This is a genomic window from Streptomyces sp. NPDC059534, assembly GCF_042743475.1.
Lineage (GTDB): Bacteria > Actinomycetota > Actinomycetes > Streptomycetales > Streptomycetaceae > Streptomyces.
In genome coordinates this window covers 41,396-68,086 of record NZ_JBHWAQ010000025.1, presented here as the reverse complement: position 1 = coordinate 68,086, position 26,691 = coordinate 41,396, and the positions used below count along the sequence as shown (strand labels likewise).

General features: G+C 72.5%; 27 protein-coding genes. 9 read left to right on the top strand and 18 right to left on the bottom strand.

Annotation, left to right across the window (positions count from 1 at the left end):
• Positions 1–30 precede the first annotated feature (30 nt).
• From ACFVZH_RS27200 to ACFVZH_RS27180, 5 genes are read right to left on the bottom strand one after another with little or no spacing between them, the layout of a single operon-like run.
• Positions 31–858: a polysaccharide deacetylase family protein gene (locus ACFVZH_RS27200; RefSeq protein ID WP_384901173.1), complete on the bottom strand. Its 828-nt coding sequence runs from the start codon at positions 856–858 to the stop codon at positions 31–33.
• Positions 855–1,850, bottom strand: coding sequence for a glycosyltransferase family 2 protein (locus tag ACFVZH_RS27195; protein ID WP_384901172.1), 996 nt, complete (start codon positions 1,848–1,850; stop codon positions 855–857). The genes ACFVZH_RS27200 and ACFVZH_RS27195 overlap by 4 nt, the downstream gene beginning before the upstream one ends.
• On the bottom strand, positions 1,847–3,322 hold the full coding sequence (locus ACFVZH_RS27190; protein WP_384901170.1) for a lipopolysaccharide biosynthesis protein: 1,476 nt from the start codon (positions 3,320–3,322) through the stop codon (positions 1,847–1,849). Before ACFVZH_RS27190 ends, ACFVZH_RS27195 begins: the two co-directional genes overlap by 4 nt.
• On the bottom strand, positions 3,319–4,647 hold the full coding sequence (locus ACFVZH_RS27185) for a glycosyltransferase (RefSeq protein WP_384901168.1): 1,329 nt from the start codon (positions 4,645–4,647) through the stop codon (positions 3,319–3,321). The genes ACFVZH_RS27190 and ACFVZH_RS27185 overlap by 4 nt, the downstream gene beginning before the upstream one ends.
• Positions 4,644–5,474 carry a glycosyltransferase family 2 protein gene (locus tag ACFVZH_RS27180; RefSeq protein WP_384901166.1) on the bottom strand — a complete coding sequence of 277 codons (831 nt, stop codon included), beginning with the start codon at positions 5,472–5,474 and terminating at the stop codon, positions 4,644–4,646. The genes ACFVZH_RS27185 and ACFVZH_RS27180 overlap by 4 nt, the downstream gene beginning before the upstream one ends.
• A 227-nt stretch (positions 5,475–5,701) precedes the next feature.
• On the opposite strand from ACFVZH_RS27180, the gene ACFVZH_RS27175 reads away from it, so the two are divergent.
• The gene (locus ACFVZH_RS27175; protein ID WP_384901164.1) at positions 5,702–6,424 is read left to right on the top strand and encodes a TetR/AcrR family transcriptional regulator; all 723 of its coding nucleotides are present in this window, start codon (positions 5,702–5,704) and stop codon (positions 6,422–6,424) included.
• Between the two features lie 45 nt (positions 6,425–6,469).
• On the opposite strand, the gene mqnP is transcribed toward ACFVZH_RS27175, so the two are convergent.
• Positions 6,470–7,372 carry a menaquinone biosynthesis prenyltransferase MqnP gene (mqnP, locus tag ACFVZH_RS27170; RefSeq protein WP_384901162.1) on the bottom strand — a complete coding sequence of 301 codons (903 nt, stop codon included), beginning with the start codon at positions 7,370–7,372 and terminating at the stop codon, positions 6,470–6,472.
• Positions 7,369–8,826 carry a menaquinone biosynthesis decarboxylase gene (locus ACFVZH_RS27165; protein WP_384901160.1) on the bottom strand — a complete coding sequence of 486 codons (1,458 nt, stop codon included), beginning with the start codon at positions 8,824–8,826 and terminating at the stop codon, positions 7,369–7,371. Before ACFVZH_RS27165 ends, mqnP begins: the two co-directional genes overlap by 4 nt.
• A 90-nt stretch (positions 8,827–8,916) precedes the next feature.
• Here ACFVZH_RS27165 and ACFVZH_RS27160 point away from each other — a divergent pair, with 90 nt between their 5' ends.
• Together ACFVZH_RS27160 and ACFVZH_RS27155 are read left to right on the top strand one after the other, a co-directional pair.
• Positions 8,917–9,354 (top strand): PLD nuclease N-terminal domain-containing protein, encoded by a 438-nt coding sequence (locus tag ACFVZH_RS27160; RefSeq protein ID WP_384901158.1) that lies wholly within the window; start codon positions 8,917–8,919, stop codon positions 9,352–9,354.
• Positions 9,354–10,238: a LysR family transcriptional regulator gene (locus ACFVZH_RS27155; protein WP_384901156.1), complete on the top strand. Its 885-nt coding sequence runs from the start codon at positions 9,354–9,356 to the stop codon at positions 10,236–10,238. Before ACFVZH_RS27160 ends, ACFVZH_RS27155 begins: the two co-directional genes overlap by 1 nt.
• Here the strand turns inward: ACFVZH_RS27155 and ACFVZH_RS27150 are convergent.
• Positions 10,141–11,070, bottom strand: coding sequence for a DMT family transporter (locus ACFVZH_RS27150; RefSeq protein ID WP_384901154.1), 930 nt, complete (start codon positions 11,068–11,070; stop codon positions 10,141–10,143). The genes ACFVZH_RS27155 and ACFVZH_RS27150 overlap by 98 nt on opposite strands.
• Before the next feature lie 191 nt (positions 11,071–11,261).
• On the opposite strand from ACFVZH_RS27150, the gene ACFVZH_RS27145 reads away from it, so the two are divergent.
• Entirely contained in the window at positions 11,262–11,891 is a 630-nt protein-coding gene (locus tag ACFVZH_RS27145) for an NAD(P)H-dependent oxidoreductase (RefSeq protein ID WP_384901152.1), read from the top strand.
• Positions 11,892–11,898: 7 nt separating this feature from the next.
• Here the strand turns inward: ACFVZH_RS27145 and ACFVZH_RS27140 are convergent, their stop codons facing one another.
• Together ACFVZH_RS27140 and ACFVZH_RS27135 are read right to left on the bottom strand one after the other, a co-directional pair.
• A complete protein-coding gene (locus ACFVZH_RS27140; RefSeq protein ID WP_384901150.1) occupies positions 11,899–12,258 on the bottom strand; it encodes a hypothetical protein in 360 nt (119 codons plus the stop codon).
• Positions 12,255–12,611, bottom strand: a complete 357-nt coding sequence (locus tag ACFVZH_RS27135; RefSeq protein WP_384901148.1) for a hypothetical protein — start codon at positions 12,609–12,611, stop codon at positions 12,255–12,257. The genes ACFVZH_RS27140 and ACFVZH_RS27135 overlap by 4 nt, the downstream gene beginning before the upstream one ends.
• 164 nt (positions 12,612–12,775) lie before the next feature.
• Here ACFVZH_RS27135 and ACFVZH_RS27130 point away from each other — a divergent pair, with 164 nt between their 5' ends.
• The 5 genes from ACFVZH_RS27130 to ACFVZH_RS27110 all read left to right on the top strand — a co-directional run bounded on the left by ACFVZH_RS27130 (position 12,776) and on the right by ACFVZH_RS27110 (position 18,174).
• On the top strand, positions 12,776–13,039 hold the full coding sequence (locus ACFVZH_RS27130; protein WP_384901147.1) for a GntR family transcriptional regulator: 264 nt from the start codon (positions 12,776–12,778) through the stop codon (positions 13,037–13,039).
• A gap of 54 nt (positions 13,040–13,093) precedes the next feature.
• The gene (locus tag ACFVZH_RS27125) at positions 13,094–13,546 is read left to right on the top strand and encodes a nucleoside deaminase (RefSeq protein ID WP_384901146.1); all 453 of its coding nucleotides are present in this window, start codon (positions 13,094–13,096) and stop codon (positions 13,544–13,546) included.
• Positions 13,536–14,447 (top strand): isopenicillin N synthase family dioxygenase, encoded by a 912-nt coding sequence (locus ACFVZH_RS27120; RefSeq protein WP_384901144.1) that lies wholly within the window; start codon positions 13,536–13,538, stop codon positions 14,445–14,447. Before ACFVZH_RS27125 ends, ACFVZH_RS27120 begins: the two co-directional genes overlap by 11 nt.
• Positions 14,448–14,558: 111 nt before the next feature.
• Positions 14,559–16,622: a hypothetical protein gene (locus tag ACFVZH_RS27115; protein WP_384901142.1), complete on the top strand. Its 2,064-nt coding sequence runs from the start codon at positions 14,559–14,561 to the stop codon at positions 16,620–16,622.
• Positions 16,623–16,626: 4 nt separating this feature from the next.
• The gene (locus ACFVZH_RS27110) at positions 16,627–18,174 is read left to right on the top strand and encodes an ABC transporter substrate-binding protein (protein ID WP_384901140.1); all 1,548 of its coding nucleotides are present in this window, start codon (positions 16,627–16,629) and stop codon (positions 18,172–18,174) included.
• A gap of 18 nt (positions 18,175–18,192) precedes the next feature.
• On the opposite strand, the gene ACFVZH_RS27105 is transcribed toward ACFVZH_RS27110, so the two are convergent.
• From ACFVZH_RS27105 to hemL, 8 genes are all read right to left on the bottom strand, one after another.
• A complete protein-coding gene (locus ACFVZH_RS27105; RefSeq protein WP_384901139.1) occupies positions 18,193–18,723 on the bottom strand; it encodes an SRPBCC domain-containing protein in 531 nt (176 codons plus the stop codon).
• A 45-nt stretch (positions 18,724–18,768) separates the two neighbouring features.
• Entirely contained in the window at positions 18,769–19,851 is a 1,083-nt protein-coding gene (gene ccsB / locus ACFVZH_RS27100; RefSeq protein ID WP_384901137.1) for a c-type cytochrome biogenesis protein CcsB, read from the bottom strand.
• Positions 19,848–21,584 carry a cytochrome c biogenesis protein ResB gene (locus ACFVZH_RS27095; protein WP_384901135.1) on the bottom strand — a complete coding sequence of 579 codons (1,737 nt, stop codon included), beginning with the start codon at positions 21,582–21,584 and terminating at the stop codon, positions 19,848–19,850. Before ACFVZH_RS27095 ends, ccsB begins: the two co-directional genes overlap by 4 nt.
• A gap of 5 nt (positions 21,585–21,589) precedes the next feature.
• A complete protein-coding gene (locus ACFVZH_RS27090; protein ID WP_384901133.1) occupies positions 21,590–22,327 on the bottom strand; it encodes a cytochrome c biogenesis CcdA family protein in 738 nt (245 codons plus the stop codon).
• 4 nt (positions 22,328–22,331) lie between these two features.
• The gene (locus tag ACFVZH_RS27085; RefSeq protein ID WP_384901131.1) at positions 22,332–22,937 is read right to left on the bottom strand and encodes a TlpA family protein disulfide reductase; all 606 of its coding nucleotides are present in this window, start codon (positions 22,935–22,937) and stop codon (positions 22,332–22,334) included.
• A 77-nt stretch (positions 22,938–23,014) separates the two neighbouring features.
• Positions 23,015–24,292, bottom strand: a complete 1,278-nt coding sequence (locus tag ACFVZH_RS27080; protein ID WP_384901306.1) for a hypothetical protein — start codon at positions 24,290–24,292, stop codon at positions 23,015–23,017.
• 219 nt (positions 24,293–24,511) lie between these two features.
• On the bottom strand, positions 24,512–25,216 hold the full coding sequence (locus tag ACFVZH_RS27075; protein WP_384901129.1) for a histidine phosphatase family protein: 705 nt from the start codon (positions 25,214–25,216) through the stop codon (positions 24,512–24,514).
• The gene (gene hemL / locus ACFVZH_RS27070) at positions 25,213–26,559 is read right to left on the bottom strand and encodes a glutamate-1-semialdehyde 2,1-aminomutase (protein WP_384901127.1); all 1,347 of its coding nucleotides are present in this window, start codon (positions 26,557–26,559) and stop codon (positions 25,213–25,215) included. Before hemL ends, ACFVZH_RS27075 begins: the two co-directional genes overlap by 4 nt.
• Positions 26,560–26,691: the final 132 nt, after the last annotated feature.

Below are 26,691 nucleotides of genomic sequence, written 5' to 3'. Positions count from 1 at the left end.
TGCCCCTCGGGGGTCCGCCGGCAGTGGCCGTCAGGAGAGCGCCCGGTAGGGCACGTTCAGCCGTTCCCTCATCCGCCGGTAGGCACGCCAGCCCCGGGTCCGGGCCCCCTCGGGGAACGGCGCGACCGGCGCCGAGGCCCCCAGGGTCCACTGCCGGAACCGGTCCCGGTCCGTGTCGGCGCGCACCATCAGCCGGGCGAACCGCAGCGGATCGTCGCCCGCCGAGCTGAACGCGTCGCGGACCGCGGCGGCCGACGCCCACCCCGCCTCGCGCACCTGGGCGCGCACCGCGCGGCTCGAGTACCCGTGCGGGTAGGCGAACGAGTCCACCGGGTGTCCCAGCACGTCCTCCAGATGACGTCCGCAGCCCGCCACTTCGTCCCGCACCCGGTCGGCCGGGAGGACGTCGAGCTGCGGATGCGTCAGGGTGTGGCCGCCGATCTCGACGCCGAGCGCGTCCACTTCACCGAGCTGGGCCCGGCTGAGCATCCGCGAACCCGGCGGGAAGGGCCCGCCGGCCGGACCGCCGAGCACGCCCGTGGTCACGTACAGCGTGGCGGGCAGTCCCCACCGCGCCAGCAGCGGCAGCACGGTCGCGGAGAAGTCGGCGAAGCCGTCGTCGAAGGTCAGGACGGCCGACCGGTCCGGCAGCGGCGCTCCCCCGCGCTGCGCCGCCACGAGGCGCCGCAGGGGCACGACCCGCAGACCGCTGTCGGCGATCAGGCCCAGGTGCTCGGCGAAGGTGCGGGGGCTCACCGTGAACGGCGCGATCCACGACGGCGGGTCGACCGACACCGAGTGGTAGAGGAAGACGGGCACGGGACTCCTCCGGGCCTCCGTCGCCGTGTTCGCGCTCATGGCCGTCCCCCGCCCGCCACGGCCGGCCGGCGCACCGCCGGTCCTTCCGCACCGGTGGTGGTCCCCGTGCCGGGGGCGAGGCGCCGGGCGCGGCCCATCGCGTAGCCCGCGACCGTCACACCGACGCCGCCCGCGAGCGCGCCGGCCGTGCGCAGGCCGGCCGGGCGGCCGGGCCGCAGTGCCCGGGCGAACGCGCGGGGCACGGTGGACCTCAGGTAGGCGCGCTCGCTGGCCAGGGCCGCGTGGGTGCCGCCGAGCCGGGCGACCTGCGCTTTGGACAGTCCCTCGGCGTAGCACCGGGAGACGAAGTAGGCCCAGGTGGCGCGGGGGGCGGGGACGTGGTGGCGGACCGCCGCGGCGGGTTCGTGGAGCAGGACGGCGTCCGGGCGGCGGGCCGCGATGCGCAGACAGAGCTCGGTCTCCTCGCAGCCGAGCGGGCGGGTGCCGACCCGCCCCAGGTCGGCGCGGAAGCCTCCGGCGGCGAGCACCTCGGCGCGCCGGAAGGACATGTTGGCGCCGATGAAGTTCCGTACGGGCGCGAGGTGTTCGGGCAGGCCGTGGTACGAGCAGCCGACCACCCAGTCGAACTCGGGCGGGAACCACGCCGGTCGGCCGGTGGCCCACCGCGGCCGGACCAGGCCGCCGACTCCGGCGACGTCGGGGCCGGTGTAGCGGGCGAGCAGTCCCTCGGACCAGTCGGGTTCGGCGGCCGCGTCGTCGTCGAGGAAGGCCACGACCTCGCTGCGGGCGGCCCCGACCCCGGTGTTGCGGGCTCCCGAAAGGCCGCGGCGCCCGGTGTTCGCGAGCACCCGCACCCCGGGGAAGGCGGTGGACGACCGCGCGTGCAGCTCGGGGCAGTGGTCGACGACGAGGACGATCTCGTCCACGGGGTGCCGCTGTGCGCGCAGGGAGCCGATCGCCGCCCGGAGGTCGTCCCAGCGGTCCAGGGTGTAGGCGCAGACGACGACGGTCACGCTCGGCAGGGTGTTCACGAGGACCTCCCGGGTTCGGTGGTCGTGAGCCAGCGCGTACGCCGGATCAGCAGGACGGCGGCGAGCAGGGACATGGCCGCAAGCCAGGCGACGCCGGCCCCGGCGATCCCGATGACCGGCAGCAGCAGCTTGGTCAGCCCGAGGACCAGCACGCACTCCGCGAGCTGCAGACCGACGGCCCAGCGCAGCCGGCGGCGGGCCCGCGACACGTCGATGGCGACGCCGACGACGATGTTCGGCAGCGCGGACAGGGCCAGGAGCCGCAGCAGCGTGGTGCCTTCCGCGGCGTACTCGGGCCCGAAGAAGGAGAGGATCTGCGGCGCCAGTGCCACGACGACGACGACCGCCGCCCCGAGGAGGAGCACCGCGTGGCGCATGACCCGCTGGGCGTGCTCGACCAGCTGCGAGGGGCTGCGCACGGCCTCCACCACCAGGGAGCTGCCCAGGTTGCGGACCACCAGGAAGAGCACGTAGCCGACGATCCAGGCGAGGGAGAAGTACGCGCTCTGCTTTGCGCCCAGGTCGTTCAGGACGATCAGCGGGACCAGCGCGTACGCCGCCATCCGGAACAGGGAGCCGAGGTAGTCGGCGGCCGCGTACCGCAGTGCCCGGTCGGGGCGCTGCCCCGTCGTCGACGCCCGCACGTGGCGGGGCACGGCCCGGCGCAGCAGCACGTAGTTGGTGACGACGAGGGAGACCGCGAGCGCCCCCGCCCAGGAGAGCAGGATGCCGGAGGAGAGGGCCAGCGCCGCCCCCATGCCGAGCAGCCCGATCTTGACGCAGGCGAAGACCGTGTTCTCGGCCACCACCCAGCCGGGCCGGCGCACCGCGGTCAGCGCGCCGTCCTGCAGCACGAAGACGGCGTATCCGGCGGTGGCGGCGACGAACAGCACGGCGGCCACCGGGTCCAGCAGGAAGTCGAGGTCGGGTGCGGCGACGGGCACGAGCAGCAGGAACCCGAGGGCCGCCAGGGTGCTGACGCCGGCGCTCACGGCGTAGCAGATCAGGATCAGCCGGCGGGTGTGGTGGCCGGCGGTCGGCACGAACCGGACGAGGAAGTCGGAGAGGTTGAGCTGGCCGATGCCCGCGAGCAGCAGGGCCATGGAGAGGGCGGAGAAGCTGACGCCGACCACCTCGTCGTCGTACCAGTGGGTGGCGAGGACCCAGAAGACCGATCCGAGACCGGCGTTGACGACGGAGCTGATCGCGAGGAGGTGCCCGTTGCGCAGCAGCGGGTCGCGGGAGAACACGGTGCGGGCGCCGGACCTGACGATCGTGCCGAGGGAGCGCCGCGCGGCGGGGGGAGGCCGGTCCTCCCCGGCGGTCGGCGGAGTCCCGGCCCGCCGCTCGACGGGGGCGCTGCGGGCGGGACCGGCGGGACCGGCGGGACGGGCGGCGTGGGCGGGACGGGTGGCCTGGGTGACGCGGAAGGCGGGCCCGGCGGGCCCGTGCCGCGGTGGCCGCTCGGTCATCGTGCTCCGCCCCGCCTCCGGGTGTCGGGGTGGGTGCGGACGCCGGGGCGGGGTGCGGACCGCCGGCGCAGCAGCCGCTCCTCGTGGCGGCTGCGCAGGTAGCCGAACGGGCCGTAGAGCAGGCCGCGCAGCTCCAGCCGGGCGATCCTGGTCGGCGTGCCGCCGGTCCCGGTGCCCGGTCCGGCGCGTTCCCGGCTTCTGGCGAGGGCGTACCGCACGCCGCCGGGCAGCCGTCGCAGCAGCGCCGGCAGCATGCGCGGTTCGTGGACGAGCGCGCCGGCCAGGTAGGCGCCAAAGCCCGCGCCGTAGCCGAACGCCTGCGCTTCGAGTGCCTCCCGGGTCCGCCGGTGGCGGTGCCAGACGATCGCGCCCGGTTCGTAGGCGAGGGAGCGGCCGCGGGCCAGCACCCGGAAGAACGACAGCAGGTCGTCGCCGCCGCGCGCGGGGGTGCCGACGCCGGTGGCGGGGTCGAAGCCGCCGAGCTCGCGCAGCAGTTCCGTGCGGAAGGCCATGTTCGCGCCGGAGCCGAACCGGCCCGCGGTGAACGGGAACAGCGGGTCCGCGGGCGGGGCCCGCAACGACCAGGTCCGCGGGGTGTATCCCTTCGCGAACGCGCCGTGCCGCTCCAGCGCGACCTGTGCCTCGGTGTCCAGTTCGGCGGGGACGATGAGGCCGGTGACGCAGCCGGTCCTGGGGTCGGCGAGGAAGGGCGTGGCGAGCGCGGTCAGCCACCGCGGGTCGACGAGCGTGTCGTCGTCGGTGAAGGCGACGATACGGCCGCGGGCGGCGGCGAGGCCGTGGTTGTGGGCGCGGGCCAGGCCGGGCACGGGCTCGCGCAGGTAGCGGACCGCGGGGCCGCCGGGCCGGGCGCCGGCGTACTCGCGCCGGATCAGGTCCCGTGTGGAGGCGTCCGCCGGGGCGTTGTCCACGACGATGACCTCGAAGCGCGGGTACTCCAGGGCCAGGAGCGAGTCCAGGCAGTCGCGCAGCATTCCGGCGCGGTTCCTCGTCGCCACGATCACGCTGATCTCCGGCGCCGCGCCGGGTGTCGGGCGCCCCTCGCCGGGGCCGGGTCCCGCGACCGCCGCGGCGCCCGGGAACTCGCGGAGCGCCGCGGCCGCGAACGCCTGCCAGAGTTCACCGGGCCCGCGTCCGGACGCCTCGGTCATGCCCAGCGGGCGCCCGTGGAGCCGTACGAGACCGAGCGCGCGGCCGGAGGGCGCGTTCCGTGTCCGGCCGCCGGGGCGCCGGAAGGCACCGGGCTCGGCGAGGTCGATGTCCACCACGGGCATGGGCGCGGCCGGCCCGGACGGCACCGGGGTCACGGTGTGCTCCCCTCCCGGGGGACGGACGCCGCCATCGCGCCGGGCCGCTCGGACAGCAGCGTCCGGAGCACCCGTCGGCCGTCGGAGATCGCGTGCAGGTTGGAGCGGCCGTTGCGCCGGGGCAGTTCGAGGCTGGGGACCTCGGCGATCCGGAGTCCGGAGCGCAGGGCGTGCACGATCATCTCGGCCTCGATCTCGAACCCGGTGGCGTGCAGGTCCAGTTGGTCGAGGAAGGTGCGCCGGAACGCGCAGAAGCCGTAGCACAGGTCGGTCAGCGAGGCGTCGTAGAGCCGGTTCACCAGGGCGAGCAGGGCGTGGTTGCCGAGCTTGCGGAAGCGGGTGATGTCGAGGGAGCCGCCGCCCTCGACGAAGCGGGAGCCCTTGACGAAGTCGTACCCGTTCTCGAGGAAGTGCACGAAGTGCGGGATCTCCGCGGGGGACATGCTGCCGTCGGCGTCGATCATGACGATGTAGTCGCCGCGCGCTTCGAGGAAGCCGGTGCGCAGGGCGTTCCCCTTGCCCTTGCCGCGCTGCTTGATGCTGCGGACCGTGGGCAGGATCTGGGTCGCCACGCGGACGGTGGCGTCGTGGGAGTCGCCGTCGACCAGGAGGACCTCGCCGACGCAGTCCGGGATCTGTTCGAAGACCCAGGGGATGTTGCGGGCCTCGTTGAGGGCCGGGACCACCAGACTCACGGCGGGCCGGGTCGGCACTTTGTCCTCGGCGCGCCGCATCGGGTGCGGCGGTGGGTCGGTGGAGCGGCTGACGGGGTGGTGGTCGGCGGGCCGGGAGCCGGTGCTCTGCGGCACGGTCTGGTGAGTGGTCATGATGGCTCCGGATCGAATCGGTGCACGGTGGTTTCCGTGCTGCGGAGGCCGTCCGCCGGAACGTGGTGCGCGGCGTGTTCACCTGCTGCCTGCACCGTACGTTTACGACGTATATGTACACTTTATCCCTGGATGTTCAGCGGTCAAGACGAGCTCGTTCCCGGCCGCCGGTGCGGGGCCGCGAGGCGACGCGGAACCGCACGGGACCGCACGACGAAGGCGGGCGCATGCCGACCGAGAAGGACCCCCCGCAGGGGCGCCGGGCACCGGGTCGGCGCGCCGGCGACCACGGGCGCTACGGCCGCCTGAGCCGCGAGCGGGTGCTCGCCACGGCCCTGGAGCTGGTCGACCGCGAGGGGCTGTCCGCGCTGAGCATGCGCCGGACCGGCGCCGAGCTCGGGGTGGAGGCCATGGCGCTGTACCGGTACGCCGCCGGGAAGGACGCCCTGCTCGACGGTCTGGTCGAGGCCCTCTACACGGAACTGGAGGAACGGCTCGCCGCCTCCGCCGAGGCACCCGGATGGCGGGACGAGCTCCACCGGACCGCCCTCGCGACCTACCGGGTCGCCCTCGCCCACCCCCAGGTGGCCCCGCTCCTGGCCACCCGCATGCTGGCGGTGCCGCTCGCCCGCCGCCCGCTGCCCGTCCTCCGGGCGCAGGAACGCGTCCTGGCCCTGCTGGGCCGGGCGGGGCTGGACGAGGACGCCACCGTGATGGCCTTCCGGGCCGTGAGCGGCTGGGTCCTCGGCTATGTCCTCGGGGACCTGCGGGCCATGGTCGACAACCCGGACGAGCCGGAACCCGCCTTCCGTCTCGGCCTGCACCGCATGCCGGCCGGCGAGCTGCCCCGGCTGCGCGCGGCCGCTCCCACGCTCGCCCGGCACGGCGGCCCCGAGGGCCTGGCCGCCGGCCTGGACGCGCTCCTGGACAGGTTCACCGGCGGAGCCTGACGGCCGCCCGGGCCGGCGGAGCCTGCCGGCCCCGGGTGCCGTCCGTCAGAGCGACAGCCCTCGGACCAGCAGGTCCAGCAGGGCGCACCCGAAGAGGCTGATGCCGATGAAGCCGTTCGTCGTGAAGAACGCCCGGTTCAGCCGGGACAGGTCGTGCGGCTTCACGATCGTGTGCTCGTAGCCGAAGGCGGCCACCACGACCACCAGGCCGATCCAGAAGAAGAGCCCGGCGTCCGTCGCCAGCGCGTACCAGACGAGGAGCCCCGTGGTGACGACCGCGGAGGCGCGGGCGCCCCACAGCGCGGCCGGCACGCCGAAGCGGGCCGGTACGGACATCACGCCGTGCGCCCGGTCCGCCTGCACGTCCTGGCAGGCGAAGATCAGGTCGAAGCCGCCGATCCAGACGCCGACCGCGAGACCCAGGATGACCGCGTCCCAGGACCACTCCCCGGTCACCGCGAGCCAGGCCCCGACGGGTCCGATGGCCTGGGCGAGCCCCAGGATGGCGTGCGGGAAGTTCGTGAACCGCTTGCCGTACGGGTAGACGACCATCGGGATCACGGCGAGCGGCGCGAGCGCCAGGCACAGCGGGTTGAGCAGGGCGGCGGCGCCGAGGAAGACGACGACGGCGATCCCGGCCCCGGTCCACGCGGACCGCACGGACACCGCGCCCGTCACCAGCTCGCGGTGGGCGGTGCGCGGATTGCGGGCGTCGATCTCGCGGTCGATGATCCGGTTGCAGGCCATGGCGAAGGTGCGAAGCCCCACCATGCAGACGGTGACGAGGAAGAGCGTCCACCAGTGGACGTTCCGGTCGAGCCGGAACATCGCGGTGAGGGTGGCGATGTACGCGAAGGGCAGCGCGAAGACCGAGTGCTCGATCATCACGAGGCGCAGGAACGACTTGGTACGCCCCGGTGTGGCGCCCGGTACGGCGGCCGTGGTCACAGCCCGTACTCCTTCCAGCGGCGGTCCACCAGGGCCGCCGTCGCCGGGTCCGACTCCACCATGTCCGGCCAGCCGCCGTCCCGGGTGTAGCCCTCCTCGGGCAGCTTCTTCGTGGCGTCGATGCCCGCCTTGCCGCCCCAGAACTGCTGGTAGGAGGCGTGGTCGAGGTGGTCGACGGGGCCCTCGACGACCGTGAGGTCGCGGGCGTAGTCGGTGTTGCCGAGGGCCCGCCAGGAGACCTCGTGCAGGTCGTGCACGTCGCAGTCCTTGTCGACCACGATGATCAGCTTGGTCAGCGACATCATGTGCGCGCCCCAGATGGCGTGCATGACCTTCTGCGCGTGCTTCGGGTACTTCTTGTCGATCGAGACGATCGCGCAGTTGTGGAAGCCGCCGGACTCCGGCAGGTGGTAGTCGACGATGTCCGGCACGATGATCTTGAGTAGCGGCAGGAAGAACCGCTCCGTCGCGCGGCCCAGCGGCCCGTCCTCGGTCGGCGGCCGGCCGACGACGATCGACTGGAGCAGCGGGCGCTTCCGCATCGTCACGCAGTCGATCTTCAGCGCCGGGAACGGCTCCTGGGGCGTGTAGAAGCCGGTGTGGTCGCCGAAGGGACCCTCCGGGAGCATCTCGCCCGGCTCCAGCCAGCCCTCGACGACGACCTCGGCCTGCGCGGGGACCTGGAGCGGGACGGTCTTGCAGTCGACCATCTCGATCCGCTTGCCCTGCACGAATCCGGCGAAGAGGTACTCGTCGATGTCGCCCGGCAGCGGGGCCGTCGAGGCGTACGTGACGGCCGGCGGGCAGCCGAAGGCGATCGCGACCGGCAGCCGCTCGCCCTTCGCGGCGGCCACCGCATAGTGGTTGCGGCTGTCCTTGTGGATCTGCCAGTGCATGCCGATGGTGCGCTTGTCGTGCCGCTGGAGCCGGTAGAGGCCCAGGTTCCGCACACCGGTCTCGGGGTGCTTGGTGTGGGTGAGCCCCAGGTTGAAGAAGGAGCCGCCGTCCTTCGGCCAGGTGAACAGCGCCGGGAGCATGTCCAGGTCGACGTCGTCGCCGGTGAGCACGACCTCGTGCACCGGCGCCCCGTCGGACTTCACCTTCTTCGGCGGCACGTGGACCATCGAGCCGAGCTTCCCGAAGGCTTCCCGGACACCGACGAAACCGTGCGGGAGCTCGGGCTTGAGCAGCCCGCCGATCTTCTCGCTGATCTCGCCGTACGACTTCAGGCCCAGCGCCTTGAGCAGCCGGCGGTCCGTCCCGAAGACGTTCATCGCGAGCGGCATGGCGGAGCCCTTGACGTTCTCGAAGAGGAGCGCCGGGCCTCCCGCCTTGTTCACCCGGTCGACGATCTCCCCGACCTCCAGGTACGGGTCGACTTCGGCCTTGATGCGCTTGAGGTCGCCTTCGCGCTCCAGGGCCCTGAGCAGCGAGCGGAGATCGTCGTAAGCCATAAGGGCCAGTATCGGTCACCGGCTACCCTGGACCTGTCACCGGGGCCGCCGAAACGCGCCCCCGCCACCGCTTCCAGGGGGCTGTCCCACATGCTCAGGGCGCTGCTGTTCATCCTGCCGCTGGCGCTGATGATCTACGCCTTCATCGACTGCCTGAACACCCAGGAGGAAGAGGTCAGGCACCTCCCGAAGCCGGTCTGGGCGATCGTCGTCCTGCTGTTCTCCGTGGTCGGCGCGATCGGCTGGATCGTCGCGGGCAAGGAACGGCGGCCGCGCGACCGGGGCGCCGCGGGCGGCTGGGTGGCCCCCGACGACAACCCCGAGTTCCTGAAGTCCCTCAAGAGCGGCTCCAAGGACGGTTCCGAGGACGGCGACGACGCGGACCGGTCCGCGGAGGGCGGACGCGACGACGCGGCCCTCCGGGACTGGGAGGCGGACCTGCGCCGCCGCGAGGAGGAGCTGAGGAAGCGCGAGGACGGCGACGACACGGACCGCGGGAAGGCCCGCGGCGAGGAGACCGAGAGCTGATGGAGCTGCGGCTCCTCGCCACCTTCGAGAAGGTGGCCGACGTCCTCTCCTTCACCCGGGCCGCCGCCGACCTGGGCTATGCCCAGTCCAGCGTCACCGGCCAGATCCGCACCCTGGAGTCCTCGCTCGGCGTGGAGCTCTTCGAGCGGCTCGGCAGCCGTATCCGGCTCACCGAGGCCGGGGAACGCCTCCTGCCGTACGCCCGCCGCATGGCCGACCTGGCGGAGGAGGCCCGTACGGCCGTCGCGGTCACCGCGGAGCCCTCGGGTCCGATAGCCGTCGGCACCATGGAGTCGCTCACCTCCTACCGGCTGCCGCCGCTCCTGGAGTACTTCCACCACCGCTACCCGAAGGTCCGGCTGACCCTGCGGCCCACCCTCGGCGACGAGACCCGCCAGGCCCTGCGGCAGGGCACGTACGACGTGGGCTTCCTCATGGAGCCGGACACGGAGCACGAGGGCCTGGAGTCGGAGGTCCTCGCCCCCGAGCCCCTGGTCCTGGTCGCCGGCCCCGGGCACCCGCTGGCCGGCCGTACGGGGCTGACCGGCGCCGACCTCGCCGGGGCCCAGCTGGTGGGCACCGAGCCCGGCTGCCCGTACCGCGACCTCTTCGAGCGGGAGCTGCGGGAGTGGGCCCCGCCGTTCATGGAGTTCGGCACGATCGAGGCGACCAAGCGCGGCGTGGCCTCGGGCCTCGGGGTCGCCCTGCTGCCCCGGGTCGCCGTCTCCGGGGAGCTGGCGTCCGGGGCGCTGGTCGCGCTGGACTGGGAGACGCCCTTCACCCTCTTCACGCAGCTCGCGTGGCGGCGGGGGAAGCGGCTTCCGGCGCACGTCCGGCTGTTCGTGGAGCAGGCGCGGCGTCTCGTGTCCGAGCAGCGAGGGTGACCTTGAGGCTCGCCAGGACGATCAGCGGGACCCCGAGCGCCTGCACGAGCCCGATGTGGTGCCCGTACACCGCCCAGTCGACCCCCATGGCGACCGCCGGGTAGGTGAAGGCGAGCACCGCGATCTTGGCGGTCGGCAGCTTGGCGTAGGCCGCGTACATCAGCACGTACATCAGCCCGGTGTGGATCAGCCCGAGCCCGACGAGCCAGGCCCACCCGGCGCCGAGCCCCGCCGTCGCCCCCAGGTCGGTGAAGGGCAGCAGCAGCGGGATGCCGACGAGGACCTGCACGAGCGCGATCAGATGGGGCCGTACGCCGGTGATCCGCTTGGTGAGGAAGGTCGACAGGGCGTAGAGCACGGCCGCGGCGAGCGCGAACCCGAGCCCCTTGAGCGACGCGGTGTCCCCCGGCCGCACCCCGGACACGAGCACGAGCCCGGCGAACGCGACGGCCAGCCATGCCGGCTTCCCGGCGGAGATCCGCTCCCTCGCGAACACCGCCCCCAGCAGCACCAGGAAGAACGGCTGCGTGTGGTAGACGACCGTCGCCAGGGAGATCGAGCTCGCCTCGTACGCCTCGAACAGGAACACCCAGTTGAAGACGATGAACACCCCGCCGAGCGCGGCGAGCCCCAGCTTCCGCGCGGTGAACCCGTGACCGGTGAAGAAGCCCCGGGCCAGGCTGTACGCCCCGAGCGCGGCGGCCCCGAACAGGCACCGGAAGAACACCACCTCGAAGGGTGACGCCCCCGACTCGACGACGAAGACGCCCAGCGTGCCGGAGAGCACCATGGCGAGGGTGAGTTCGACGGTTCCCCTGGTCTCGTTTCTCATGGCTTTGACGCTACGAGCGGGGCCCCGGCCGGTCCACGGGCCAGTGGGGAGTCCTGCCGATGGGGGCGATCGGCGGAGCCGATGGGCGATCGGCCGGGCCGATGGGCGCCCGGCCGCGGATGGACGCGTGCGCGGAATACCTTCGGTGGACGGGTAGTTGGCAACCGGTACCCGACCAGACCGGAGCAGACATGACCCCCGACGCCGCGTCCGGCCCGCACCGCCCGGACCGTTCGTTCCTCTTCGTCCTCGGCAGCTCCCGCTCCGACGGCAACTCCGAGACCTTGGCCCGCGCCGCCGCCGCGCATCTGCCCGCCGACGTCCCGCGGCACTGGGTGGACCTCAACCGGCTCTCCCTGCCCGACTTCCAGGACGGCCGCCACGAGGCCGCCGGCCACCGGGCCGGGGAGACCGAGGAACTGCTGCGCCAGGCCACGGTCGAGGCCACCGACATCGTCATCGTCTCGCCCCTCTACTGGTACAGCCTCTCCGCGCAGACCAAGCGCTACCTCGACTACTGGTCGGGCTGGCTGAACGTGCCCGGCTCGGACTTCAAGGAGCGCATGGCCGGCGGCACCCTGTGGGGGGTGACCGCCATGGCGGACGACGACCACGTCGTCGCCGACGGCCTGACGACCGGCCTGAGCCACTCGGCGGCCTACCTGCGGATGCGCTTCGGCGGCGTCCTGACCGGGACGGGCTCCCGCCCCGGCCGGGTACGCGCCGACGAGCGGGCGATGGCCTCCGCCGAGACCTTCTTCCTGCGCGAGGCCCCGCTCGCCCGCTTCCCCTACGAGCAGGAGGCCGGCGCCGCCGCGTGAGACCCCGCTAGCCCGTCGCGGACGGGTTCCGGTGCGGCGCCGGGGCATGGCACAGGCACCCGCACACGAGATGCCGGACCCCCGGTACGCCGCTGTCGCGGGGCGCGTGGTCCCGGCAGCGGTCATGGCGGCCGACGATGCAGCGCGGCGACCGGAACTCCGGCTCGGGAGTGGCCGTGAGGGCGTGGGCCAGCAGGGACACGGTCACCGCGTCGGCGATCTCCGGCGTCACCCACCAGCCGTCTCCCGCGCGGTCGCGGTGCGCGCCGTCGTGCCCCACGGCGAGCACGCAGACCGAGCCGCCCCACACCGGACGGACCGTCTCCGCCACGGAGAGCACGGACCGTCGCACCCCGCAGCGGCTCATCGGGCGCTCCCGACGGCGTGGATGTCGCGGTGGTCGACGTCAAGACCGACCGTGGCGAGCCAGAGCGCCCGTCGGCGTTTCCGCTGCACCGCCCGCGTGCCGGGCCCGGACAGGTAGGGGCGTGCCAGCGGGGACCGGGAGCCGTCGAGGGGCGCGGTCTGTTCCCGGGCGTAGGGGGACCGCCGGGTGGGGGCGCGATGGCGGGGTGCGGGGGCCGGGGTCGGGGATGCCGGGCGCGGGTGCGTGACCGGGCGGGGGCGGTGCCTGCCGCTGGGTGGCAGGGCCAGCATGAGCAGGCCCAGGAGTACGGGGATCAGTGCCCTGCCCAGTACGCGCGCGATAGGGTTCCGCACGTCATCAACTCCGTTGGTAGTTGGTGGCCATGCCCCGGGAGGTCTAGCCACCTCGCCGGGGTCTTCGTTCGTGCCCACACCGTAGTGCGTGATGCACCGTGATGCATCACGATGTAGCTAGAGCCACCCATACGTGCCTTAGTATGACTATCTAGCGTTGAGTCATGAGCCTTGACCCGAAGTCGGGACGCCCGCTGTACATGCAGCTCGCCGACGTGATCGCAGCGAAGATCGCGACCGGCGAGTACGCCCCTGACCGGGTGATCCCCACGCCCGGCCGGTTCGCCGAGGAGTACGGCATCGCCGTGCTGACCGGCCGACGGGCCATGCGTGAACTCCGTGAGCGCGGACTGATCTACACCGTGTCCGGCAAGGGCTCCTACGTCACACCCGACGCCGGAAAGAGCGCCCCCTCGACGGAGGAGTAGCCCGTCCGCCCTCCCAGGGGTGAGGCCGGCGCCTCGCCGGGGAAGAGTTCCCCCATGGACGACCAGACAGCCAGGCGGTGGCTCGCCACCGCCCTCGACGAGGCCCGCGCAGGGCTCGCCGAGGGCGGGATTCCGATCGGGGCGGCGCTGTACGGCGCGGACGGGACGCTGCTCGGGCGCGGGCACAACCGGCGGGTGCAGGACGGGGACCCGTCCACGCACGCGGAGACGGCCGCGTTCCGGGCGGCGGGGCGGCAGCGCTCGTACCGGGGGACGACGATGGTGACGACGCTGTCGCCGTGCTGGTACTGCTCCGGGCTCGTGCGGCAGTTCGGGATCTCGCGTGTGGTCGTCGGGGAGGCGGAGACGTTCCACGGCGGCCACGACTGGCTGGCGGAGCACGGGGTGGAGGTCGTGGTGCTCGACGACCCCGCCTGCGTCGCCCTGATGCGGGAGTTCATCGCACGGAACCCGGCCCTGTGGAACGAGGACATCGGTGACGACTGAGGCGGCCCTCCCGACGATCGACCTGGCCCACGATCCCGCCCCGCAGCTGCCCGCCGTCGACCGCGCCCTGCGCGAGGCCGGGTTCCTGCTGGTCCGCGGGCACGGGGTCGACCCCGGGCTGCGGGCGGAGATCCGGGCGACCGCCCGCCGTTTCTTCCACCTTCCGGCCGCCGTCAAGGAGCCGTACGCGGTGCGGGTCGGCGGGCGGGGGTGGCTGGGGCCGGGCGCGGAGGCGAACGGGTACGCGGAGGGCACGGCGACCCCGCCCGACCTGAAGGAGTCGCTGTCGTTCGCGGCGGAGGAGCCGACCGGGGACCCGGCCGTCGACGCCGAGTGGTTCCTGCCGAACACCTGGCCCGCCGAGGTCCCCGGGCTGCGGCCGCTGGTGGAGGCGTACCTGGCGGAGATGAAGGCGCTGTCGGACCGGGTCCTCGACCTGCTCGGGGTGGCGCTCGGCGAGGAGCGGGACTTCTTCACCCGGCACACCGGGCACCCGACGTTCGGCTTCAACGTCAACTGGTACCCGGGGCGGGAGCGGACGGGCGAGCCGCAGCCCGGCCAGTTCCGGATCGGCCCGCACACGGACTTCGGCACGGTCACCCTCCTGGACCGGGAGGCGGGCAGGGGCGGGCTCCAGGTGCACACGGACGCCGGAGGCTGGCAGGACGCGCCGTACGACCCGGCCGCCTTCACCGTCAACATCGGTGACCTGATGGCGGGCTGGACCGGCGGACGGTGGCGTTCGGGGCGCCACCGGGTGCTGCCGCCGCCGGCCGACGCACCCGCGGAGGAGCTGATGTCGCTGGTGTACTTCTACGAGTGCACCCCGGGGACGACGATCCACGGCATCGAGTCGCACGGGTATCTGCGGGCCCAGCTCGACGCCATCGCCACGGAGTGACAACGTCCCCGCGACAAACCGGAAACAGAGTCGAAAGCAGTGGCGAAAGCCGGCCGCTTTCCCAACACCCCGTCGATATCCTTGAGTTGACTGTGACGGGGGTGACGGGGCGTGGACAGGGAACTGTACGGCCGCGAGGCGGTCCTGGACGACGGCGGGCTGGTCGCCCGGCTCTGCGGGGTCACCCGGTACGGGGCCGCCCGGGTGGCGTACGAACACGACGACGACCCGCCGGTCGCCGTCTTCACCGGCGGGCGCGGCATGGGGAAGACCGCCCTGCTCAAAGAGGTCCGCAACCGCTACAAGGGGTACACGCCGCTCGCCCTGCTCGACTGCGCCCACGTCGAGCCGCCCGCCGACCACGGCCCCGGCTGGACCCCGGTCACCGGCGCGCTCGCCGAGCTCGCCGTCCAGCTGTCCCCGAAGGTGCTCGGCGCCCGGCCCGTGCGGTTCCCCCGGCTGTCGCTCGGCCTGGTGGCCGTCGCCTCGCTGGCCTGGTCCCGGGAGGACGACGAGCGGGCCCGCCGCGACCTCCACCGGCTCGGGCCGCTGCTCGCGACCGTCGACGCGACCCGCGGCGCCGCCACGAACTGGGTCGGCAAGGTCCTCGCCAAACTCGCCGCGACCTTCGCCGAGGCCACCGTCCCGCTCGCCGGGCTGCTCGCCGAGGCGACCGTGGAAACCGTCCTGGAGGAGGTCTTCGGCCGACTCCAGCGCGCCTCCGAGAGCTGGTACGGCAGCTACCGCAACGCGGGCGGGCGCGGCAAGGCCGGACTCCAGCAGCTCGCGATCGACTTCGAGCAGGGCGGCCGGCGCCGCCGCGAGGCCGAGGACTTCCTCGTCGGCGCCCTCACCGAGGACCTGGTGCACGCCTACACCGGACTCCGGCGCGGCAGCCGCCTCGGCAGACCGCTGCTCCTCCTCGACAACGCCCACGAACCGCTCGGCCGACAGCTCGTCGAGCCGATCCTGCGCGCCCGCGCCGCCGAGGGCCGCCGCGACAAGGTCGTCGTCCTCGCCACCTCCCGCGTCCACGACCACGAAGGGCTGCGCCAGGCCACCAGGACCCGGCTGCCGGAGACCGCCCACCGGGCGCCCTGCCCGCGCGGCACGAGCGTCGGCTCCGGCATCCTCGCCGTCGCGCTCACCCCGCTCTCCCCCGCCCAGACCCGCACCGCCTTCGACCGCCAGGACCCGGCCGGCCGCACCCCCGCCGAACTCGCCCGCGCCGTCCACCGGCTGACCGGCGGCCGCCCCCTCGGCGTGGCCCTCCTCGGCCGGGCCGCCGGCGAGGCGCCCGCGGCGGTCCGGGCCCGCCTCACCCCCGGCGGGCTGCTCGACCTGACGGTGGAACTCCGCGAGGACACCCCGCCGGTGCCGGTGGCCCCCGCCCTCCTCGCCGAACTCCTCCCGGTGCGCAGCCCCGGCCCGTACGCCGTACTCGCCGCCACCCACGACGAGGAGTCCGCCCGGATGCTGTCCCACGCCCGGCTCCAGGGCGAGTCCCTCGACGGGGACGTGGCGCTGCGCGTCCGCGACCGGCTGCGCGCCGAGGACTGGCCCGAGGGTCCCGGCCACTTCGTCGCCGACCCCCTGCTGCGCGCCCTGCTCCTGCACCGGCTGCGCTTCGAGGACGGCGACCACCCGCGCTACGCCGCCTGGCACGCCGTCCACGAGACCCTGCACCGGCACTACGGGCCCGATCCCGGCCCGTACCGCCTCCACCACGACCTCGCCCTCGGCCGCACCGGGGAGGCCGTCGCGCACCTGCGGGACACCTTCCCCGAACAGGACGTCCTCGGCTGGCTGGGCCGGCTGCGGTTCATCGCCTCCGCCCCGTATCCGCGCGAGCGGAACCGGCCGGGAGACGACCCGCGCCGGGCCGTCGCCCTCGGCCAGGACCTGGTCGACAGCCTGCCGACCGGACTCGACGCCGACGCCGTCGAACTTCACCTTTCCGTACGGCGGTTGCTGCACGCCGTATGGCTGCTCACCGATCCGCTCGCACTGCCCGACGACGAGGTGGCCGACCGGCTGGCGCACGAGCTGCGCCGGCTCTCCGGCCGCCACCTGACAGGCAGCGGTTCGCTCTGGGACGCGGCCACCCACTGGCCGCGCGACATCCGTGCCTGGCGGGAGCCGTCGCTGCCGCCGGGCCGCGAGGACGGAGTCTGACGCCATGCCCGACCGTCTGACCGACCGGCTGCGCCGCCGCGTCCGCACCCCCCGCCAGAAGCTCGTCGCCTCGCTCGTCACGGCCGCCGTCGTCCTGGGCCTCGGCGGCTACGGCATCGCCCGCCTCACCGCCCCGGAGGACCGTTCCTGCGCGCCGGGCGTCGACCGCCCGGCCGGCAGCGCCGAGTGCGTCGGCGTCAACGGCGACGGCCATGACTTCGGCATCGCCGAACTCACCGGCATAGCGCAGGCCATCGGCCGGGAGAACAGCACGCTCAAGGCCGGCGAGTACGTGACGGTCGCCGTGCTCCTGCCGCTGACCTCGGGCGACGGCGGCATGCGGGCCAAGGTCGTGCACGAGGTGCAGGGCGCGTACGCCTACCAGTACCGCGCCAACCAGGAGTCCAACGGGCAGCGGCCCACCATCCGGCTCGTGCTCGCCAACACCGGCCAGGGCAACGCCCACTGGCGCACCACCGTCGACCGGCTCGTCGCGATGGCCGACGGACCCGAGCGGCTGCGGGCCGTCTCCGGCATCGCGACCTCCTCCACCGAGATGCGCGAGGCGGTCACCGCCCTGACGAAGGCCAAAATCGCCGTCGTCGGCACCACGATCACCGCCGACGACATCGCCAACGGCCCCGGCCGCAAGCCCTTCCCCGGCCTCGCCCGCGTCTCCCCCACCAACAGCGACGAGGCCAGGGCGCTGGCGAACTTCGGCCGGGTCGACGCCGCCAAGGCGCTCCTCGTCCAGGACACCCGCGGCGGCGACCACTACGTCGACACCCTGAAGGCCGCCTTCGCCGCGTCCCTCAAGAAGGCGCCCCTGGAGCCCCAGGAGTTCACCTCCTCCGCCGACCCCACCCAGGAGGGCACCACGGCCAACACCTTCCGCAACATCACCCACCTGATCTGCGACACCCGCACCGAGACCGTCTTCTTCGCCGGGCGCCACACCCAGCTGCGCCAGTTCATCAACGCGCTCGGCGACCGCGGCTGCGTCGACCGCGCCTTCACGGTCCTGACCGGCGACGAGGGCTCGTACCTGGGCGCGGACAAGAAGCTCGACCGGAACGCCCTGAAGACGAGGCTGACCGTGCGGTACGCGGCCCTCGCCCACCCCGACGCCTGGCAGCCGGCACCGGGACGGAAGATCCCCGCGACGGGCGGTTCCGCGCGGGCCTACGCGGACTTCGTGAAGGACATCGCCCACGCGGCCCCGAAGGACGCGCCGGTGGCGCTCGCGGACGGCCAGGCGATCATCGCCTACGACGCGATGGCGACGGCGGTCCACGCGATCCGCCAGGCCACCCCCGAGGGCTCGGCCTACCCCGCGAAGGAGGACGTGGGGACGCAGTGGCCGCAGGTCAAGGGCTCTCTGCGGGTGCAGGGCGCGAGCGGCTGGATCTGCCTCGACAACCACGGCAACCCGTACAACAAGGCGGTCCCCATCGTGGAACTCGCCCAGGACGGCACCCAGCGCTTCGTCCAGACGGCCTGGCCGGAGGGCAGGCCCCCGACGGCGGAGTGCCTGCCGCCGAAGCGGGGCTGAGCCCGCCGCTCCCCGCCCCTACGGCACCCACTTGGGCCAGGGCTCGTCGTCCCGGGCGTACAGCTCCCGCAGGTGCTGCCACCGCTCGGGCGTCCAGTCCCGCCAGTCGGTCGGGCGCCCGTCCAGCGCGGCGCCGAGCCGCTCCAGGTGGTCGTGCCACCCCGCCAGACAGTCGAGGCGGTACGCGCGCGTGCCCTGGAACTCGTTGGTGAAACGCAGCACGGTCGACCCGTCGCCCCCGGATCCCGGCTCCAGATGGAACCGGATCCGGCCGTGCGTCGGATCGACCGTGTACTCGGCCACGAAGTCGGGGTCCCAGGCGGTCACCCGCCCCGAGACCTCGGTGTCGCCGTTGAGCCAGCGGAGGGTGACCCGCCCGCCGAGCCGGGGCTCCAGCGGGTCCGCCTCGCAGAGCCACCCCGGCAGGCCCTCGGGCGAGGCGACCGCCGCCCAGACCACCGGCACCGGGTGCGGGAGGTCGACCACGAACCGCAGCAGCTGGGTGTCGCCGTCATGGGTCTCGCACCTGCCCCGGGTTATCTCGCTCATACCTCAAGCGTGGCCCCGGGGCCCGTCACCCGCTAGCGCAGCGGCTCAGACGCCCGCGTAGGAGTGCTTGCTGCTGACGAAGATGTTGACGCCGTAGTAGTTGAAGAGGAAGCAGGCGAAGGCGATGAGCGCGATGTACGCGGCCTTCCGCCCCTTCCAGCCGGCCGTCGCGCGCGCGTGCAGGTACGCCGCGTAGCCGACCCAGGTGATGAAGGACCAGACCTCCTTGGCGTCCCAGCCCCAGTAGCGGCCCCACGCGTCGCCGGCCCAGATCGCGCCCGCGATGATCGTGAACGTCCACAGCGGGAAGACGGCCGCGTTCACCCGGTACGAGAACTTGTCGAGCGAGGCCGCGGACGGCAGCCGCTCCATGACCGAGCGGGCGAAGGCACCCGGGTTCCCGCCGGTCGCGAGCTTGTTCTCGTACGAGTCGCGGAAGAGGTAGAGCAGGGTCCCGACCGCGCCGATGTAGAAGACGGCGCCGCAGAAGATCGCGGTGGAGACGTGGATCCACAGCCAGTACGAGTCGAGCGCCGGCACCAGCTGGTCGCTGGGGGTCTTCAGCCAGGTGGTGGCCATGCCCAGGTCCAGCAGGACCGTCGTGATCAGCGGCAGACCCATCCAGCGGATGTTCTTCTTGGCCAGGAGGAAGCCGAGGTACGCGCCGACCGCCACCGTGGAGAAGGTGGTGGAGAACTCGTACATGTTGCCCCAGGGGGCCCGCTGCACGGACAGCGCGCGGACGACCACGCCCGCTGCCTCGACCGCGAAGGCGAGGACGGTGAGCGAGACGGCGATCCGGCCGTACAGGTCGCCCTTGACCGTGCCGCCGGCCGCGCCGGGGCCGTCCGGGACGTCCCGGGTGCCGGCCGCGGAGCGGGTGACGACCTGCGGCTTGTCGAGCACGGCGGTGCCGCCGGCCTGCTGGACCCGGACGGTCACGGCCGCGCCCTCGGCCGTGTTCTGCTGCGTGAGGGCGGCGGCGGTACGGCCGACCTTGCTGCGGCTGCCGAACACCCACTCGGCGATGTGGGCGAAGAACGCGAGGGTGTAGACGGCCATCGAGGAGTAGATGAGCAGGTCGCTCATCCGCGCCAGGCTCTCGTTGGTCGTGGCGGCGAGGATCACTTGTCGGCCTCTCCAGAAGGGGCAGGGTCTTCTGCGGGTTCTTCCGCGGGTTCCGGTACGGCTTCCGGATCGGCTTGCGGTGCGGCTTCCGCCGTGGGCGGCGCCTGTGCCGTCAGGGCGACGGCCAGGTCGGCCAGCTCCTCCGGCAGCTTCGCGGACTCGCTCCGGCCGAGGCCGGCCATCTCGACGACGGTGACGCCGTCCTCACCGCGTACGGCCCGGACCCAGACCCGGCGCCGCTGGATGAAGAGCGAACCGGTCAGACCGGCGATCGCGGCGATCGCGCCCGCGAGGGCGAGACCGTTCCCCGGCTGCTGCGAGATCTGGAAGCTCGCCCACTCCTTGATGTCCTTCTCGAAGGTGATCGAGCCGGCGCCGTCGGGGAGCGTCATGGTCTCGCCGGGCAGCATGCGCTGCGCGACCCCGGTCCCCTTGTCGATCTTGAACTGCTTCATCTTGGTCGTGTTGAGCTGGTACACGTTCTGCGGCAGACCGGAGTTCACGCGCAGGTCGCCGTGGTAGCCGCTGAGCGCCATGACCGGGAAGTCGAGCGCCGGGAACTGCGAGAACATCGTGCCGCTGCCGGCGCCCGCGAAGGTCGGCACGAACAGCGAGGTGAAGCCGAGCTGCTCCTTCTTGCCGTTCTTGTCGCGGTAGCCGTCCATGACCTTGATCGCACCGGTCGACGTGATGTTGTTGTCGATGGGCAGCATCGGCACGGCGCCGTGGAAGACGACCTTGCCGCGGCCGTCCTTGACGGTGACGACGGGCGCGTAGCCGTGGGCGATCAGGTAGACCTTGGAGTCGCCGACCTTCAGCGGCTCGTTGACCCGGATGACCGCCTTCTTCTCCGCGCCGCCCTGCGAGTAGGTGACGTCCGCCTCGAAGGTGCGCGGGGTGCCGCGCTGCGGGCCGGTCTTCTCGTACGTGCCGTTGAAGGAGTTCAGGGTGAAGCTGAACGGCTCCAGCTCGTCGGTGCCGAACTGGGAGCCGGACTTGAAGTCGTCGTACTGGGTGAGCGTGTTGGAGAAGCCGTCGCCCTCGACGATCAGCTTGCCGCCCTCGGACTTGAAGAGCTGGCCCCAGGCGAAGGCGACGAGCATCACGATGAGGGCGACGTGGAAGGCAAGGTTCCCGGTCTCGCGCAGATAGCCCTTCTCGGCGGCGACCGCGTCGCCCGCCGTATGGGCGCGGAAGCGGCGGCCCTTGAGGAGGGTGAGCGCCGCTTCGCGGACCTGCTCGGGCTCGGCCCCGGTGCGCCAGGTGGTGTAGGCGGGGAGCCGGGTGAGGCGCCGGGGGGCGCCCGGCGGGCGGCTGCGGAGCTGGCCGACGAACTGCCAGGTGCGCGGCACGATGCAGCCGATGAGGGAGACGAACAGCAGGATGTAGATCGCGGAGAACCACACCGAGCTGTAGACGTCGAAGAACTGGAGCTTCTCGTAGAGCGGGGTGAGGGTCTCGTGGGCGTCCTTGAACGCCTGGACCTTCAGCTCGTCCGCGCTGGTCTGCGGGACGAGGGAGCCGGGGACGGCGCCCAGGGAGAGCATGAAGAGGAGGATCAGCGCGACCCGCATCGAGGTCAGCTGCCGCCAGAACCAGCGGACCCAGCCGAGAGGGCCGAGGGTGGGGCCGCCGATGACGGTATCGGCCCGGTCCTCGACGGGTGCGGTGGAGAGCTGGGCCCCGGCCTCGCCGAGGTTCTCCTGCTGCTCCGACGTATCGGTCTTGCTCATGGAACTCAGATCCCCACCGTGAAACCGCTGGACCAGCCCTGCATCGTCGCGACCATGCTGTCCCACGCGCCCGTGAGGAGCAGGACACCGGTCACGATCATCATGACGCCGCCGATCCGCATGACCCACGCGTAGTGCTTCTTGACCCATCCGAAGGCGCCGAGCGCCTTGCGGAAGGCGATGGCGGCGAGCACGAACGGTACGCCGAGACCGATGCAGTACGCGAAGGCGAGTATCGCGCCGCGGCCGGCGCTGGCCTGCTCGAAGGCGAGGGCGTTCACCGAGGCGAGGGTCGGGCCGATGCACGGGGTCCAGCCGATGCCGAAGAGCGCGCCGAGCAGCGGGGCGCCGATCAGCCCGGCCACGGGCTTCCGGTGGAAGCGGAACTCGCGCTGGGTGAGCCAGGGCATCAGCCCCATGAAGAACACGCCCATGAGGATCATGAGCACGCCGAGGACCGTGGTGAGCGTCTCGCGGTACTCCTGGAGGGTCGACCCGAAGTAGCCGAAGAGCGCGCCGCCGGAGACGAACACGGCGGTGAACCCGAGGACGAAGAGGACGGCGCCCGCGGTCATCCGGCCGCGGCGGCTCTCGGCGAGGTCGGTGCCGGAGACCCCGGTCACGTACGACAGGTAGCCGGGGACGAGCGGCAGGACACAGGGCGAGAAGAAGGAGACCAGGCCGGCCAGGAGCGCGACGGGGACGGCGAGCAGGAGGGCTCCGCTGGTGACGGTGTCGTTCACCGGCTCACTTCTCCTTGAGGAGGGGCTCGATCATCGACCGGAGCTTCTTCTCGTCGAGCGCCATGAGGGAGCGGGCGGCGATCCTGCCCTCCTTGTCGAGGACGACCGTGGAGGGGATGGCCTGCGGGTTGAGCGTGCCCTTGGGGAAGCCGAAGAGGATGAGCTTGCCCTGCGGGTCGTAGAGGCTGGGGTAGGGCACCCCGTAGTCCTCTTCGAAGGCGATCGCGGGCTGCTTGTTGGGGTCCCGGGTGTTGAGGCCGACGAACGCGACGCCCTGGTCCTCCAGGTCGGCGGCGACCTTCGCGAAGTGCGGGGCCTCCGCGCGGCAGGGGCCGCACCAGGAGCCCCAGGCGTTGAGGACGACGACCTTCCCCTTGAGATCGGCGACGTCGAGCCGCTTGCCGTCGAGGGTCTCGCCGGCGATCTCGTTGGGGGCCGTGCGCTCCCCCTTGGCGACGGTGGAGATGCCGCCCGTGTTGGTCACGAAGTTGGTGTTGCCGCCACCGCCGGACTTGCCGTTGCTGTCGCCGCTGCAGGCCGAGAGCGTGAGGGCGGCGGTCAGCACTCCGACGGCGAGCAGGGTGCGTCGAGGGGCACGGCTAAGGCTCATGTGAAAAGTTTCGCATGGGCGTTTGGGGGATCTTGGGCACCCCCCTACGTGCCCGTAAAGCCCCTTGTCAAGATCGTCTAAGCGGGAGGGGTGGACGAGGCGGTCGGCGCGGCCCGGAGGAAGGTGTTCCAGCCGCCGGTGGGCCGCTGTCCCACGTCCAGCGTGCGCAGCCGGTCGAGGATCAGCGGGTCCTGGACGTCGAGCCAGTCCACGAACTGCCGGAAGGAGACGAGCCTGACGTCCTTCTTTCCGGCCATGTCCTTGAGCGCGTCCTCGACGGCGTCCATGTAGATGCCGCCGTTCCACTGCTCGAAGTGGTTGCCGATGAAGAAGGGCGCGCGGTTCGACTCGTACGCGCGCGTGAAGCCGCCCAGGAGGGCGTCGGTGGCCTGCTTGCGCCAGCCCGGGTAGCGGGAGGGCATGCCCTTCGTCGTGTTGTTCGACTGGTTGGCGAGCATGTTGTAGTCCATGGAGAGGACTTCGAAGCTGTGCCCGGGGAAGGGCACGGCCTGCAGCGGAAGGTCCCAGATGCCCTGGCGCTTGTCGGGCCAGGTCTGGCGGCCGCCGGGCGAGCTGGCGTCGTAGCGCCAGTTGAGCCGCTTGGCGGTGGGCAGCAGGTTGTCCTGGCCGAGGAGGCAGGGGGTACGGCCGCCGACGAGCTCCTTCGCGTAGTCGAAGGGGAGCGGGTCGAGGTCGGTCCAGCCGCTGTTGGTCTTCCACTCGGTGACGAACTTCGCCGCCTGGTCGATCTCGCTCTGCCACTGGGCCGGGGTCCAGTTTCCGACGGAGCCGGAGCCGCCGCAGAAGTGCCCGTTGAAGTGGGTGCCGATCTCGTGGCCCTCCAGCCACGCCTGCCGGACGTACTTCAGGGTCTCCTTGATGTGGGCGTCGGTGAGGTAGCCGATGTCGGAGGCGCCGACGCGGTTGTTCGGCGGGCGGTAGAGGTCCTTCTTCGACTCGGGGAGGAGGTAGATCCCGGAGAGGAAGAAGGTCATCGCCGCGTCGTGGTTCTTGGCGAGTTCCAGGAAGCGCGGGAAGAGGCCGTTGCCGACCTCGCCGGCGCCGTCCCAGGAGAAGATCACGAACTGGGGCGGGGTCTGGCCGGGTTCGAGCGGGACGGGGGCGTCGGGCTGGTGCGGCTGCTTGCCGGTGTCGGCGGTGGAACCGTCGCCGATGAGCCGGGCGTCGTCCTTGGTCGGGGTGGGTGCCGTCGGGTCCGTCGTGACGTCTCCCCCCTTACCGGGCCCGGAACGTCCCGGCTTGTCCTGGTTATTGGTGGTGCAGCCGGCGATACCGATCGCCGCCGCAGCTCCAACGCCCGCCCCGAGCAGCCCCCTTCGACTGATCCCGCTGATCCCGCGCATGACATCCCCATTCGCGCTGACGTATGACCTGAACGTCATCCAAACCGACAATGAGTGAGATGCAGGGAGGAACACGGAGGTTCCGGGAAATAGCACAAAAATTTCAGGGCGGTCGGATGACATGAACATCACCGACCGCCCTGAACTGTGGACCTTCGCCACCGCGCTGTCCAGGGGGAGCACGTCCCACCGGAGAGCTTTCTCCGGGACCTACGCCCCGAACGCCTTCGACTTCCCCTTGACCGGCTTCGCGCCCGCCAGCAGATGCGCCGGGACGAGGTCCCGGGCCGGCTCGCTGTACCCGACCGAGACGATCTTGTCGCCCCGGTACGTGAACGAGGTCAGCGAGGCCAGCGTGCACTGCCGCCGCCGCGGGTCGTGCCACAGCCGCCGCTTCTCCACGAAGCTGCGGACGATCCAGATCGGCAGCTGGTGGCTGACGCAGACCGCCTCGTGCCCACGGGCCGCGTCCTTCGCCGCGTCGAGCGCGCCCATCATCCGCACGACCTGCTCGACGTACGGCTCGCCCCAGGACGGCTGGAACGGGTTGGTGAGGTGCTTCCAGTTCGCCGGCTTGCGCAGGGCCCCGTCACCGACGCCGAAGGTCTTGCCCTCGAAGACGTTCGCCGCCTCGATGAGCCGCTCGTCGCTGGCCAGGTCGAGGCCGTGCGCCTTGGCGACCGGCGTCGCCGTCTCCTGCGCCCGCTCCAGCGGGGAGGCGACCACGTACGTGACGTCCCGGTCGGCCAGGTGCTCGGCGACCCGGTCCGCCATCTGCCGGCCCAGCTCGGAGAGGTGGTAGCCGGCGCGGCGGCCGTAGAGGACACCGTCCGGGTTGTGCACCTCGCCGTGGCGCATCAGGTGGACGACGGTGATGTCCTGGTCGCTCTTCGGAAGGCTCGTGGCGTCGCTCATGCCGTCGCCTCCGCGGCGGCGCGGGCGGCGGCCGGCAGGGCGGCGGCGATCCGCTCGATCGCCCGCTCGTCGTGCGCGGCCGACACGAACCACGACTCGAACGCGGACGGCGGCAGGTACACGCCGTCGGCCAGCATCGAGTGGAAGAAGGAGTTGAAGCGGAACGCCTCCTGCTTCTTCGCGTCGTCGTAGTTCCGCACCTCGTCGGCGGTGAAGAACACCGAGAACATGTTGGACGCGGTCTGCAGCCGGTGCGCCACGCCCTCCTTCGCCAGCGCGCCCGTGACCAGGCCCTGGATCTCCGCCGAGACCGCGTTCACCTTCTCGTACGCGGCCTCGTCCAGCAGCCGCAGCTGCGCGAGCCCGGCGGCCGTCGCGACCGGGTTACCGGAGAGGGTGCCCGCCTGGTAGACCGGCCCGGCCGGCGCCAGGTGCCCCATGACGTCGGCGCGACCGCCGAACGCGGCGGCCGGGAAGCCGCCGCCCATGACCTTGCCGAAGGTCATCAGGTCGGGCTTCACGCCGTCCACGCCGTACCAGCCGGCCCGGCTCGTGCGGAAACCGGTCATCACCTCGTCGGAGATGTACAGCGCGCCGTTCTCCCGGCACACGTCCGCCAGGCCCTGGTTGAAGCCCTCCGCCGGCGGGACGACGCCCATGTTGCCGGGCGACGCCTCGGTGATGACGCAGGCGATCTCGCCCGGGTGCGCCGCGAACGCCTCCCGGACCGCGGCCAGGTCGTTGTAGGGCAGCACGATGGTGTCGCCGGCCTGCGCGCCGGTCACTCCGGGCGTGTCCGGGAGGCCGAGGGTGGCCACACCGGAACCGGCGGCGGCCAGCAGCGCGTCCACGTGGCCGTGGTAGCAGCCCGCGAACTTGACGACCTTGGCGCGCCCGGTGAACCCGCGGGCGAGCCGGATCGCGGACATCGTGGCCTCCGTACCGGAGGAGACCAGACGCACCTGCTCGACCGGCTCGATCCGCGCGACGATCTCCTCGCCGAGCGCGACCTCGCCCTCGCCGGGCGTACCGAAGGAGGTACCGCGGGCCACGGCGGCCTGCACCGCGGCGGTGACCTCGGGGTGTGCGTGGCCGAGAATCATCGGCCCCCACGAGCAGACCAGGTCGACGTACTCACGACCGTCCGCGTCGGTGAGGTACGGACCGGAACCGGACACCATGAACCGGGGCGTTCCGCCCACGGCCCGGAAGGCACGCACCGGTGAGTTCACGCCGCCGGGCGTCACGAGGGAAGCGCGGTCGAAAAGCGTCTGTGAGACTGGGGCTTCGTATGAATACGGCACTGTGATCCTGACCTGCGAGAACGACTTCGGGCACGACATCGGGGACGGAGGGACGGCGTGGACATCCTGGGTATTACGCCGGGGCGCCCGCCCTCCGCGTCTGCGAAACTGGGGCGTCATAGGGATGACTCACGGAATCCATGGTGTCAGAGGCCACGGCGTTCTTGCGGA

Bases quoted from the DNA above. Each gene is read 5' to 3' on its own strand.
- ACFVZH_RS27180 (WP_384901166.1), bottom strand. From the start codon at position 5,474: ATGACCACTCACCAGACCGTGCCGCAGAGCACCGGCTCCCGGCCCGCC.
- ACFVZH_RS27200 (WP_384901173.1), bottom strand. From the start codon at position 858: ATGAGCGCGAACACGGCGACGGAGGCCCGGAGGAGTCCCGTGCCCGTC.
- ACFVZH_RS27175 (WP_384901164.1), top strand. From the start codon at position 5,702: ATGCCGACCGAGAAGGACCCCCCGCAGGGGCGCCGGGCACCGGGTCGG.
- ACFVZH_RS27155 (WP_384901156.1), top strand. From the start codon at position 9,354: ATGGAGCTGCGGCTCCTCGCCACCTTCGAGAAGGTGGCCGACGTCCTC.
- ACFVZH_RS27130 (WP_384901147.1), top strand. From the start codon at position 12,776: ATGAGCCTTGACCCGAAGTCGGGACGCCCGCTGTACATGCAGCTCGCC.
- ACFVZH_RS27190 (WP_384901170.1), bottom strand. From the start codon at position 3,322: ATGACCGAGCGGCCACCGCGGCACGGGCCCGCCGGGCCCGCCTTCCGC.
- ACFVZH_RS27075 (WP_384901129.1), bottom strand. From the start codon at position 25,216: ATGAGCGACGCCACGAGCCTTCCGAAGAGCGACCAGGACATCACCGTC.
- ACFVZH_RS27140 (WP_384901150.1), bottom strand. From the start codon at position 12,258: ATGAGCCGCTGCGGGGTGCGACGGTCCGTGCTCTCCGTGGCGGAGACG.
- ACFVZH_RS27165 (WP_384901160.1), bottom strand. From the start codon at position 8,826: ATGGCTTACGACGATCTCCGCTCGCTGCTCAGGGCCCTGGAGCGCGAA.
- ACFVZH_RS27145 (WP_384901152.1), top strand. From the start codon at position 11,262: ATGACCCCCGACGCCGCGTCCGGCCCGCACCGCCCGGACCGTTCGTTC.
- ACFVZH_RS27095 (WP_384901135.1), bottom strand. From the start codon at position 21,584: ATGAGCAAGACCGATACGTCGGAGCAGCAGGAGAACCTCGGCGAGGCC.
- ACFVZH_RS27125 (WP_384901146.1), top strand. From the start codon at position 13,094: ATGGACGACCAGACAGCCAGGCGGTGGCTCGCCACCGCCCTCGACGAG.
- ACFVZH_RS27150 (WP_384901154.1), bottom strand. From the start codon at position 11,070: ATGAGAAACGAGACCAGGGGAACCGTCGAACTCACCCTCGCCATGGTG.
- hemL (WP_384901127.1), bottom strand. From the start codon at position 26,559: ATGTCGTGCCCGAAGTCGTTCTCGCAGGTCAGGATCACAGTGCCGTAT.
- ACFVZH_RS27160 (WP_384901158.1), top strand. From the start codon at position 8,917: ATGCTCAGGGCGCTGCTGTTCATCCTGCCGCTGGCGCTGATGATCTAC.
- ACFVZH_RS27110 (WP_384901140.1), top strand. From the start codon at position 16,627: ATGCCCGACCGTCTGACCGACCGGCTGCGCCGCCGCGTCCGCACCCCC.
- ACFVZH_RS27105 (WP_384901139.1), bottom strand. From the start codon at position 18,723: ATGAGCGAGATAACCCGGGGCAGGTGCGAGACCCATGACGGCGACACC.
- ACFVZH_RS27085 (WP_384901131.1), bottom strand. From the start codon at position 22,937: ATGAGCCTTAGCCGTGCCCCTCGACGCACCCTGCTCGCCGTCGGAGTG.